A 10,833-nucleotide genomic window follows, 5' to 3' on the forward strand; every position below is an offset into this window, starting at 1 on the left:
GTCGTCACGGTCGGCTCTCCTTCTTCGCCACGAGGGTCAGCACGTCGTAGCGGGCGACGGACTCGCCGTCCTGGCGGGTGACGTCGGTGTCCCAGCGGACCTCGCCGTAGCCGGCGGTGTCGCGCGGGGTGATCTGCTTGCAGGTCAGGGTCACGGTGAGTTCGTCGTCGAACGTGACCGGCGTCAGGAAGCGCAGGTTGTCGACGCCGAAGTTCGCCAGCACGGGGCCCGGGTCGGGGTCGACGAACAGCCCGGCGGCCAGCGAGACGATCAGGTAGCCGTGCGCCACCCGCTCGCCGAACAGCGGGTTGGCCGCGGCCGCCTCGGCGTCCATGTGGGCGTAGAAGGTGTCGCCGGTGAACTCGGCGAAGTGCTCGACGTCCTGCTGGGTCACCCGGCGCGGCCCGGCGACGAGGGTGTCGCCCGGGCGCAGCTCCTCCAGGTGCAGCCGGAACGGGTGGCGCTCGGTCCGGCGGCGCTCGGCGCCGGCGACCCAACGGCCGGTGATCGCGCTCAGCGTGTCGGGATCGGCCTGCACGGCGGTGCGCTGCATGTGGTGCAGCACGCCGCGGATGCCGCCCATCTCCTCGCCGCCGCCCGCGCGCCCGGGTCCGCCGTGCACCAGGGCGGGCAGCGGGGAGCCGTGCCCGGTCGACTCCTTCGCGTCGCGCTCGTTGAGCACGAGCAACCGGCCGTGCCAGGGGGCGACGCCGAGCACGACGTCGCGGGCGAACGCGGTGTCGCCGGTGACGACGGATCCGGCCAGGCTGCCCCGGCCGCGCGCGGCCAGCTCGATCACCTGCTCGGTGCTCGTGTAGGGCATGACCGTGGAGACCGGGCCGAACGCCTCCACCTGGTGGGGCTCGGCCCGCTCGGGGTCGGCGACCAGCAGGATCGGGGAGACGAAGGCGCCGCGCTCGGCGTCGGCCCCGACGACGTCGACCTTCTCCGGGTCGCCGAACGCGATCCGCCCGGCGTCGGCCAGCGCCTTGACGCTGCGCCGCACCTCCTCGCGCTGCTCCAGGCCGGCCAGCGCGCCCATCCGCACGCCCTCGGCGTCCGGGGCACCGATCACGGTCTTCGCCAGCCGGGCCGAGATGGCCTCGACGGCCGCGTCGACGTGCTGCTCGGGCACGAAGGCGCGGCGGATCGCGGTGCACTTCTGCCCGGCCTTGACCGTCATCTCGGCCACGACGCCCTTGACGAACAGGTCGAACTCCGCGCTTCCCGGGGCGGCGTCGGGGCCCAGGATCGACAGGTTGAGCGAGTCGGCCTCGGCGGTGAACCGCACCCCCCGGTTGACGATGACCGGGTGGGTGCGCAGCTTGGCCGCGGTGGACGCCGAGCCGGTGAACGAGACCGTGTCCTGCTCGGTGAGGTGGTCGAACAGGTCGCCGACACCGCCCGCGACGAACTGCAGTGTGCCCTCGGGCAGCAGGCCCGAGTCGACGATCAGCTCGACCAGCTTCGCGGTGAGGAACGCCGTCGGGCTGGCCGGCTTGATCAGGCTCGGCACGCCGGCCAGGAACGCCGGGGCGAGCTTCTCCAGCGGGCCCCACACCGGGAAGTTGAACGCGTTGACCTGCACCGCGACGCCGCGCAGGGAGGTGGCGACGTGCTGGCCGACGAACGTGCCGCCCCGCCCGAGCGGCTCCACGGCGCCCTCGACGTAGACGGTGTCGTTCGGCAGTTCGCGGCGGCCCCTGCTCGCGTACGCGGCGAGCACGCCGATGCCGCCATCGACGTCGAACGTGGAGTCGCCCCGCGTGGCGCCGGTGCGCGCGGAGTCGGCGTAGAGCTCGCCGCGGTGCTCGCGCAGGTGCCCGGACAGGGCCTTGAGCAGCGCGGCGCGCTGGTGGAACGTCAGCTCCCGCAGCGCCGGCCCGCCGACGCGGCGACCGTGTTCCAGCGCGGCGGCGAAGTCGACGCCGGTGGAGGAGAGCCGGGCGATCTCCTCGCCGGTGACCGCGTCGTGCAGGGGGCGGCCGTCGTCGGGGGCGGTGTGCCAGCCCCCTCCGACGTAGCTGCGCAGCAGGGTCATCGGCGACGCCTCCGGTTCCGAACCGACCGTTCGTTCGGTTCGGGACGGTATCACTAGAGGTCCCCCACCCCAACCCCGTCGAGAACGAAGTTGTCGTGATCAACAGGGCCATTCGATCACGGCAACTTCGTTCTCGACGGTGCCGGGCGCCCGGCGGAGTCGACCGATCGTTCGGTCGATGGCCTACCATGCCCGGCGTGAGCGAAGACGCAGCCGGTCCGGCGGTCCTGGTCGAGCGCGACGCGGACGACCAGGCGGTCGCCGTCCTCACGCTCAACCGCCCGGCCCGCTACAACGCCCTGACCACCGAGCTCAAGACCGCGCTGGTCGAGGCGGTCCGCGAGCTGGCCGACGCGCCAGGGGTGCGGGCACTCGTGCTGACCGGGGCGGGCAAGGCGTTCTGCGTCGGGCAGGACCTCGGGGAGCACGCCGAGGCACTGCGCGCCGACGCGGGCAGCTCCTTCAACACGGTCACCGAGCACTACAACCCGATCGTGCTCGGGCTGGTCGACCTGCCGTTCCCGGTCGTCGCCGCGATCAACGGGCCGTGCGTGGGGGCGGGCCTGGGATTCGCCCTGGCCTGCGACTTCCGGGTGGCGGCAGCGGGGCTCAAGTTCGCCACCGCGTTCACCGGCATCGGGCTGACCGCCGACTCCGGGCTCTCGGCGAGCCTCGCGCACGCCGTGGGCACCGCGCGGGCCACCGAGCTGCTGCTGCTCAACGAGCCGTTCACCGCCGAGCAGGCCCGCGACTGGGGCCTCGTGCGCGAGGTCGTGCCGACCGAGGACGTGCTGGGCACCGCGCTGGCGCTCGCCCGCCGACTGGCGACCGGCCCGACCAGGGCATACGCCGAGGTCAAGCGGGCCGTCCGGTTCGGCGCGGTCAACGAGCTGCCCGCCGTGCTCGCCGCCGAGGCCGCCGCGCAGGCCCGGCTGTCGACCACGAAGGACCACGGCGCGGCCGTCGAGGACTTCCTGGCCAAGCGGCGTCCCGCGTTCACCGGCGAGTGACCCGGTGAGCACCGACACCGCCGGGCGGCGCGTGCGGCGCCCGGCGCAGGGTCCGGGGTCGCTGCTGGAGATCGCGGTGGGCGAGTTCATCACCCGCGGCTACGACGCCACCTCGATGGAGGACCTCTCGCGCGCCGCGGGGATCACCAAGTCGTCGTTCTACCACCACTTCTCCGGCAAGGAGGCGCTGCTGCGGGCCGCGCTGGAGCGGGCCATCGCGGTGCTGTTCGGGGTGTTCGACCAGCCGGGCGCGGTCGAGGGGCCACCGGTGCGGCGGCTTCGCCACATCGTGCGCGGGCAGGTGGAGGCGCTCATCGGCGACCTGCCGTACGTGACGCTGCTGCTGCGGGTGCGCGGCAACACCGAGACCGAGCGCTGGGCGCTCGACCAGCGCCGCGCCTACGACGCCCGGGTCGCGGCCATCGTGCGCGAGGCCGTCGAGCAGGGGGAGCTGCGCGCCGACGTCGACCCGGCGCTGGCCGCGCGCCTGCTCTCCGGACTGGTGAACTCGGTCGCCGAGTGGTACCGGCCCGGCCGCCCGGGCACCGTCGGCCTCCCCGACGCCGTCACCCGGGCCGCCTTCGAGGGCCTCCTGCCCACCCGCTGAGCGGGACCCGGGAGCCGACAGGCGTTCATGGTCGGGGTGCGGGCGGGTCCTGCACCAGGCGCAGCCGGCGGGTCGCGCGGTGCCCGATCCGTTCGACGGCGGCGGCGGGCGCGCCGCGCCCGGCCTCCGGGGTCGGGCGGGGGCCGGGGACCGGGGCCAGGTGGGCGCCGGCGCGGTCGGTCCGGGGGAGCGCGCTCGCTGGAGGGGTGTCGGGCTCCGGCTCCCCGGTGGGCAGCGCCCGGAGCCGGCCGCGGGCCAGGGCCAGGTGCCGGGCGAGCTCGCCGGTGATCCGGTCGGCGTCGGCGGCGCGCGACCCCGGGTAGCGCCCCATCAGGTCCTCGAGAGCGCGGAACAGGTCGGCGATGACCGCGTCCCGCCCATCGGCGTCCATGACGTGGTCGTACCCCGTTCGCCGGTCGATCTACCGGCCGGCCGCGCCGATCCTCGCGGGCGGGTATGGGTTGCGCGGGCCGCTGACGTGCGTCACCATGGCAGCCGAACGAACATTCGGTTGAGAGTTCGGCGTGAGGGAGGTGCGGCCGTGACCGCGACGCTCGACGAGCAGGAGCTGCAGGGCCGGTTCGAGGACGTCATCGCGGCCGACCAGCGCATCGAGCCGCGCGACTGGATGCCCGAGGCCTACCGCAGGACGCTGGTGCGCCAGATCGCCCAGCACGCCCACTCCGAGATCATCGGGATGCAGCCGGAGGGGAACTGGATCCTGCGGGCGCCCAGCCTGCGGCGCAAGGCGATCCTGCTGGCCAAGGTCCAGGACGAGGCCGGGCACGGCATGTACCTCTACGCCGCGGCCGAGACGCTCGGCGTCGACCGCGCCGAGCTGACCGACAAGCTCGTCACCGGCAAGCAGAAGTACTCCTCGATCTTCAACTACCCGGCGCTGTCCTACGCCGACGTCGGCGTCATCGGCTGGCTGGTCGACGGCGCGGCGATCTGCAACCAGGTGCCGCTGTGCCGCTGCTCCTACGGCCCCTATGCCCGGGCCATGATCCGCATCTGCAAGGAGGAGTCGTTCCACCAGCGCCAGGGCTACGAGCTGCTGCTGGCCATGGTCAACGGCACCGACGCGCAGCGCGAGATGGTGCAGGAGTCGACCAACCGGTTCTGGTGGCCGTCGCTGATGATGTTCGGTCCGCCCGACGCCGACTCGCCCAACACCTCGCAGTCCATGGCCTGGGGCATCAAGCGGCACACCAACGACGAGCTGCGCCAGCGGTTCGTGGACATGACCGTGCCGCAGGCCGAGGCGCTCGGCATCACGCTGCCCGACCCCGGTCTGGCGTGGAACGAGGAGCGGGGCCACTACGACTTCTCCGAGCCCGACTGGACCGAGCTGCAGGCCGTGATCTCCGGGTCCGGGCCGTGCAACGCGCAGCGGATCGCGCACCGCAAGCGCGCCCACGACGAGGGGGAGTGGGTGCGCGAGGCGGCCGCGGCCTACGCGCGGAAGCAGGAGTCCCGGCGATGACCGAGTACACCGCAGAGGGCGGGCACGGCGCCGTCCCCACCGAGGGCGTCCCCACGGGCTCGGGCACCACGAAGGGCTCCTGGCCGCTGTACGAGGTGTTCGTGCGCGGCAAGCGCGGGCTCAACCACGTGCACGTCGGCTCGATCCACGCCGCCGACGCCGAGATGGCCCTGCACAACGCGCGCGACCTCTACACCCGGCGCAACGAGGGCGTGTCGATCTGGGTGGTGCTCGCCTCCGACATCACCGCGTCGAGCCCGGCGGAGAAGGACCCGTTCTTCGCCCCGGCCGGCGACAAGGTCTACCGGCACCCCACCTTCTACGCGATCCCGGAGGAGGTGCCGCACCTGTGAGGACGACCCAGGAGGACCACGACGCCACCAACGCCTACCAGTCGCTGGCCGACACGGTCGGCCACGACGACCCGCGCTGGGCGTTCGGCACCGGTGTGGAGGACGTCCAGGCCGAGATCACCTCGCCGGTGCCCGACGGCGTCGACGCCGCCGACCTCGCCCGGTACTGCCTGATGCTCGGCGACGACGCGCTGATCTGCGCGCAGCGGCTGGCCGAGTGGGTCAGCAACGCCCCGGAGCTGGAGGAGGAGGTCGCGCTGGCCAACACCGCGCTCGACCTGCTCGGCCAGGCCCGGGTGCTGCTGGCCCGCGCCGGGCACGTGGAGGGCTCCGGCACCGGAACCGCCCGCGACGAGGACGCGCTGGCCTACCTGCGCGCCGAGCCGGAGTTCCGCAACGTCGCGCTGGCCGAGCTGCCCGACTCGCTCGACTTCGGCCGCGCGATCGCCCGGCTGCTGGTGTTCTCCACGTGGCGGCTGGCGCTGCTGCACCGGCTGCTCGCCTCGCGCGACCCGGTGCTCGCCGCGGTCGCCGGCAAGGGCGTCAAGGAGCTGGCCTACCACCGCGACTACGCCGCCCGCTGGACCCTGCGCCTCGGCGACGGGACGCCCGAGTCGCACCGGCGCATGCAGGCCGCGGTGGACGCCGTGTGGCCCTACGTCGAGGAGCTGTTCCGCACCTCCGACGTCGAGCGCAGGCTGGTCGGGGCGGGCGTGGCGGTCGACCCGGCCGACGTCCGCGCCGAGGTCGACGGCGTGCTCGACGAGGTGCTCTCCCGGGCCACCCTGACCCGTCCGACGGTACCGCCGGCCGGCACCGTCGGGGGGCGCGGCGGGCGCCAGGGCGCGCACACCGAGCACCTCGGGCACGTGCTCGCCGAGCTGCAGAGCCTGGCCCGCCAGCACCCCGGGGCGAGCTGGTGAGCGGGGCGGTGACCGGGGTGGCGAGCGCGCGCGAGGTGGTCGCCGAGGTCCTCGACCCGGAGATGCCGATGCTCACCCTCGACGACCTCGGCGTCGTGCGGGGCGTGCAGGTCGACGGGGATTCCGTCACCGTGACGATCACCCCGACGTACTCGGGCTGCCCGGCCATCGAGGCCATGCGCGACGACATCCGCGCCCGGCTCACCGAGGCGGGCTACGACCGGGTCGAGGTCCGCACGGTGCTGTCGCCGGCGTGGAGCACCGACTGGATCTCGCCCGCCGGGCTGGCCAAGCTCGCCGAGCACGGCATCGCCCCGCCCGGGCGCGTGCCGCCGCGTGCCGCCGGCCCGATCCCGCTGGCGCTCAGCGCGCCGACCGCCGTCGTGCGCTGCCCGCGCTGCGGCTCGCCGGCCACCGAGGAACTGTCCCGCTTCGGCCCCACCGCGTGCACGGCGCTGCGCCGCTGCACGGCGTGCCGGGAGCCGTTCGAGCACGTCAAAGAGATCTGAGGGGGACCTGATGGCGGCTCCGACGACCGAGCTGGTCACCCGGGCCCGATCGGGGTTCCACACCCTGCGGGTGGCCGACGTCGAGCGGCTCTGCGACGACGCCGTGGCGGTCACCTTCGACGTGCCCGACGAGCTGCGCGAGGACTTCGCGTTCCGACCCGGCCAGTACCTGACGCTGCGGCTCGAGCACGACGGCACCGAGGAGCGCCGCTCGTACTCGATCTGCGCGCCGGCCGGCGCGCCCCCGCGGATCGGCGTGCGCCGGGTCGACACCGGGCTGTTCTCCGAGTGGCTGGTCGACCGGCTCGAACCCGGCGACACCGTCGAGGTGGCCCCGCCCGCCGGCTCGTTCACCCCGGACGTCGCCCCGGGCAGCCACCACGGCCTGGTCGCCGCCGGCTCCGGGATCACGCCCGTGCTGTCGATCGCGGCCTCGGTGCTGGCCGCGCACCCGGACACCCGCGTCACCCTGCTCTACGGCAACCGGCGCACCGACACGGTGATGTTCACCGAGGAACTGGCCGACCTGAAGAACGCCCACGGCCCCCGGCTGCACCTGCTGCACGTGCTGTCGCGCGAACCGATGGAGGCCGAGATCTTCTCCGGCCGGCTCGACGCGGACAAGCTGCGCACGCTGCTGGGCGCGCTCGTCGACGTCGGCGACGTCGACCACTGGTGGCTGTGCGGGCCGCTGGGCATGACCGAGGCCGCACTCGAGGTGCTGACCGGCTTCGGCGTCGAGCGCGCGCGGGTGCACCGCGAGCTGTTCTACGTCGACGAGCCGCCGCCGGAGCTGGTCCGCCCCGACGAGGTCGTCGAGGGGGAGACCAGCGAGGTCACCGTCGTGCTGAACGGCCGCTCGACCACGCTCACCCTGCCCCGCGCGGAGACCGTGCTCGACGCCGCCCAGAAGGTGCGCGGCGACCTGCCGTTCGCCTGCAAGGGCGGGGTCTGCGGCACCTGCCGGGCCAAGGTGACCGACGGCGAGGTGACCATGCGGCGCAACTTCGCGCTGGAGGACGACGAGGTCGCGGCCGGGTTCGTGCTCACCTGCCAGACGCGGCCCGTGTCGGGCGTGGTGACGGTGGACTTCGACTCCTGACAGGGTGGCGGGCATGCCCCCGCCGACCTGGTTCACCAATCCGGCCGCCGGCCGCCTGCGCTGCACCCCGGCGCCGACCGAGGTGCGCGCCTTCCACGCCGCGCTGCCCGGCTACGCGCCGACCCCGCTGACCGAGCTGCCGGCGCTGGCCGCCGAGCTGGGCGTGGGGCGGGTGCTCGTCAAGGACGAGTCGGCCCGCCTCGGCCTGCCCGCCTTCAAGATCCTGGGCGCCTCGTGGGCCGTCGACCGGATCCTCGCCGGCCGCCCGGACGGCGGGCGGCTGCGCCTGGTCACCGCGACCGACGGCAACCACGGCCGGGCCGTGGCGCGCACCGCCCGGCTGCGCGGGCACCGCGCGCACGTCGTGGTCCCGGCCGGGGTGCACCGGGCGGCGGTGGCCGCCATCGTCGACGAGGGCGCCCAGGTCACCGAGCTGACCGGCGACTACGACACCGCGGTCGGCCACGCCGCCGAGCTGGCCGCCGAGCCGGGGTCCGTGCTGGTCCAGGACACCGCGCTGCCCGGCTACGAGGAGATCCCGGGCTGGATCGTGCAGGGCTACTCGACGCTGTTCGGGGAGATCGACGAGCAGCTGGGCGGCCCGGCCGACCTGGTGGTCGTGCCGATGGGGGTGGGGTCGCTGGCCCAGGCCGCGGTCGCGCACCAGCGGGCCCTCGGCGGAGCGGCCGTGCTGGGCGTGGAACCCGGGACCGCCGCGTGCGTGCTCGCCGCGCTGGTGGCGGGGCGCCCGGTCGCGGTCGCGACCGGCACCACGATCATGGCCGGGCTGAACTGCGGCACGGTCTCCGGGCTGGCCTGGCCGGTCCTGCGCGACGGGCTCGACGCGGCCGTCGCGGTGACCGACGACGAGACCGGCGCCGCGGCCGCCGACCTGCGCGACCTGGGCGTGGCCGCGGGGCCGTGCGGGGCGGCGGCCCTGGCCGGGGCCCGCTCGGCGCTGGTGGGCGAGCCCGATCGGCGGGCGGCGCTGGCCGCGGCCGGTGTCGGTGACGGCGCCACGGTCGTGCTGCTGAGCACGGACGGCGCCGCGGCGAACCCGGTGCGGGTGTCGGGCCCGTCCTGACGGTCCCGCCGCCCGATCAGCGGCGCGCCACCGCCCGGTCCCGGTTGGCGACCATCGCCTCGACGAGCTGGTCCCAGGTGCGCGGCGGGGGCAGCTGGTGGCCGACGTCGGTGAGCTCCAGCAGCCGGGCGTCCGGGATGCCCGCGGCCAGTGCCCGGCCGTGCTCGACGGGCAGCAGCGGGTCGGCCGTGCCGTGCACGACGAGCGTCGGCACGCCGGCCAGGTCGGCCAGCGGCACCGGCGGGCTGTCGTCGCCGCCGATCACCGCGAAGTGGTTGGTGAGGCAGCTGCGCATGTCGCGGCTGCGGCCGACCGCCCGGGTGGCGGTGGCGCGCACCCACCGCTCGTCGAAGCTGCCCGGGCCGGCGTAGGGCCGCTCGGCCTCCACGACGTACTCGACGACGGCCGCGGGGTCGGTCCAGTCGGGTTCGTCCGGCTCGGGCAGCTCCGTGATCCGCGGCGTCGGTCCGGGCAGGCCGGTGACCGAGGGGTCCGTCGGGCTCGTCGAGATCAGCGTGAGGGAGGCGACCCGATCGGGGAACCGGGCCGCGAGCTCCTGGGCGATGCCGCCGCCCATCGACAGCCCGGCCACGTGGGCCCGTCCGACGCCCAGGTGGTCGAGGACGGCGACGGCGTCGGTGCGGAGGTCGGTCGCGGTGTAGCCCGGCGCACCGGGCGGGTAGGCGGTCGAGCGCCCGGTGTCGCGCGGGTCGTAGCGGATCACCCGGTGGCCGCGCGCGACGAAGCGGGCGCACAGCTCGTCGTCCCACCAGTCCATGGACCACGTCGCCCCGCCGAGCAGCAGCAGCGGCGCCGCGCCGTCCCCCTGGACGTCGACGCACAGCTCGGCGCCGTCATCGATCCGCACGGTCTGCATTCGGCCCCCCCGGTCGAGTCGTCTCCCGGGGTCGACCGGGCCGGCGCCCGGAACTCATCGGTGCCGCCCCGTCGAGAACGAACTTGTCGTGATCAACAGGGCGAAACGATCACGACAAGTTCGTTCTCGACGGTCGGGTTGGGCGGTAGACGAGCAGGCGGTGCTCGGCTGTGCCCGGGACCTCCAGTGCTTCGTAGCCCAGTTCCCGGTCGCCGAGGGTGGGGTGCGCCCATCGCTCCGTCCCCGACCAGCGCGGCACCCGGGTCGCCGCGGCGTAGCGCGCGGGGAAGCCGGGGGAGACGGCGAGCTGGGCGGCCAGTGCCGCGGCCCGGGGATCACCCAGGTCGGCGGCCGCCCGCACGCGCACCGCCCACTCGTCGGCCACCACGTCCCACTCGGGGAAGGCGGTGCGCGCCCGGGGGTCGACGAGCACGGCGCGGGCGAGGCAGTCGGCGTCGAGCAGCCCCAGCGGGCCGGCCAGCTCCCGGAACCCGGACGTGCAGGCCAGCACGGTGCCGACCCGGTCCACCACCAGCGCGGGGTCGGGGTCGAGCCGGTCCAGCAGCGCCCGCAGCCCCGCGCGCACCTCCGGTAGCGGCGCGGCGGTGCACCCGCCCGCCTCCGCCGGGCCCCCGTCCACCGCCTTGACCAGCCGGATCAGGTGCACGTGCTCGTCCTCGCCGAGCCGCAGCGCGGCCGCCAGTGCCGCCAGCACCTGCGGCGAGGGCCTGCGGTCGCGCCCGCGCTCCAGCCGGGTCAGGTACTCGACGCTCACCCCGGCCAGCGCGGCCAGTTCGCCGCGGCGCAGCCCGGGGGTGCGCCGGCGCGGCCCGGCCGGCAG

At 75.0% G+C, this 10,833-nt stretch carries 12 protein-coding genes; 8 read left to right on the top strand and 4 right to left on the bottom strand.

Annotation, left to right across the window (positions count from 1 at the left end; genetic code table 11):
* Nucleotides 1-4: 4 nt before the first annotated feature.
* A complete protein-coding gene (gene paaZ / locus KIK08_RS22320; protein WP_214405173.1) occupies nucleotides 5-2,041 on the bottom strand; it encodes a phenylacetic acid degradation bifunctional protein PaaZ in 2,037 nt (678 codons plus the stop codon).
* Nucleotides 2,042-2,229: 188 nt separating this feature from the next.
* On the opposite strand from paaZ, the gene KIK08_RS22325 reads away from it, so the two are divergent.
* Nucleotides 2,230-3,051, top strand: coding sequence for an enoyl-CoA hydratase/isomerase family protein (locus KIK08_RS22325; RefSeq protein WP_214405174.1), 822 nt, complete (start codon nucleotides 2,230-2,232; stop codon nucleotides 3,049-3,051).
* A 4-nt stretch (nucleotides 3,052-3,055) separates the two neighbouring features.
* Entirely contained in the window at nucleotides 3,056-3,658 is a 603-nt protein-coding gene (locus tag KIK08_RS22330; RefSeq protein ID WP_214405175.1) for a TetR/AcrR family transcriptional regulator, read from the top strand.
* Nucleotides 3,659-3,683: 25 nt separating this feature from the next.
* Here the strand turns inward: KIK08_RS22330 and KIK08_RS22335 are convergent, their stop codons facing one another.
* Nucleotides 3,684-4,049 carry a hypothetical protein gene (locus KIK08_RS22335; RefSeq protein ID WP_214405176.1) on the bottom strand — a complete coding sequence of 122 codons (366 nt, stop codon included), beginning with the start codon at nucleotides 4,047-4,049 and terminating at the stop codon, nucleotides 3,684-3,686.
* A gap of 150 nt (nucleotides 4,050-4,199) precedes the next feature.
* On the opposite strand from KIK08_RS22335, the gene paaA reads away from it, so the two are divergent.
* Genes paaA through KIK08_RS22365 form a run of 6 tightly spaced genes read left to right on the top strand, consistent with a single transcriptional unit; the run spans nucleotide 4,200 to nucleotide 9,115 of the window.
* Nucleotides 4,200-5,144: a 1,2-phenylacetyl-CoA epoxidase subunit PaaA gene (gene paaA, locus KIK08_RS22340; protein ID WP_214405177.1), complete on the top strand. Its 945-nt coding sequence runs from the start codon at nucleotides 4,200-4,202 to the stop codon at nucleotides 5,142-5,144.
* Nucleotides 5,141-5,497 carry a 1,2-phenylacetyl-CoA epoxidase subunit PaaB gene (gene paaB, locus KIK08_RS22345; protein ID WP_214405178.1) on the top strand — a complete coding sequence of 119 codons (357 nt, stop codon included), beginning with the start codon at nucleotides 5,141-5,143 and terminating at the stop codon, nucleotides 5,495-5,497. The genes paaA and paaB overlap by 4 nt, the downstream gene beginning before the upstream one ends.
* Complete coding sequence (gene paaC, locus KIK08_RS22350) at nucleotides 5,494-6,420, top strand: 1,2-phenylacetyl-CoA epoxidase subunit PaaC (protein WP_214405179.1); 927 nt, start codon at nucleotides 5,494-5,496, stop codon at nucleotides 6,418-6,420. Before paaB ends, paaC begins: the two co-directional genes overlap by 4 nt.
* Nucleotides 6,421-6,437: 17 nt before the next feature.
* Complete coding sequence (paaD, locus tag KIK08_RS22355) at nucleotides 6,438-6,929, top strand: 1,2-phenylacetyl-CoA epoxidase subunit PaaD (RefSeq protein WP_214405180.1); 492 nt, start codon at nucleotides 6,438-6,440, stop codon at nucleotides 6,927-6,929.
* 10 nt (nucleotides 6,930-6,939) lie between these two features.
* Nucleotides 6,940-8,031 carry a 1,2-phenylacetyl-CoA epoxidase subunit PaaE gene (gene paaE / locus KIK08_RS22360; protein WP_214405181.1) on the top strand — a complete coding sequence of 364 codons (1,092 nt, stop codon included), beginning with the start codon at nucleotides 6,940-6,942 and terminating at the stop codon, nucleotides 8,029-8,031.
* A gap of 13 nt (nucleotides 8,032-8,044) precedes the next feature.
* Nucleotides 8,045-9,115 (top strand): pyridoxal-phosphate dependent enzyme, encoded by a 1,071-nt coding sequence (locus KIK08_RS22365; protein WP_250557576.1) that lies wholly within the window; start codon nucleotides 8,045-8,047, stop codon nucleotides 9,113-9,115.
* A 16-nt stretch (nucleotides 9,116-9,131) separates the two neighbouring features.
* On the opposite strand, the gene KIK08_RS22370 is transcribed toward KIK08_RS22365, so the two are convergent.
* A complete protein-coding gene (locus KIK08_RS22370) occupies nucleotides 9,132-9,992 on the bottom strand; it encodes an alpha/beta fold hydrolase (protein WP_214405182.1) in 861 nt (286 codons plus the stop codon).
* Between the two features lie 109 nt (nucleotides 9,993-10,101).
* A partial coding sequence (locus KIK08_RS22375; protein ID WP_214405183.1) for a helix-turn-helix domain-containing protein occupies nucleotides 10,102-10,833 on the bottom strand: 732 nt, incomplete at its 5' end.

The sequence above is a fragment of the Pseudonocardia lacus genome, assembly GCF_018531445.1.
Lineage (GTDB): Bacteria > Actinomycetota > Actinomycetes > Mycobacteriales > Pseudonocardiaceae > Pseudonocardia > Pseudonocardia lacus.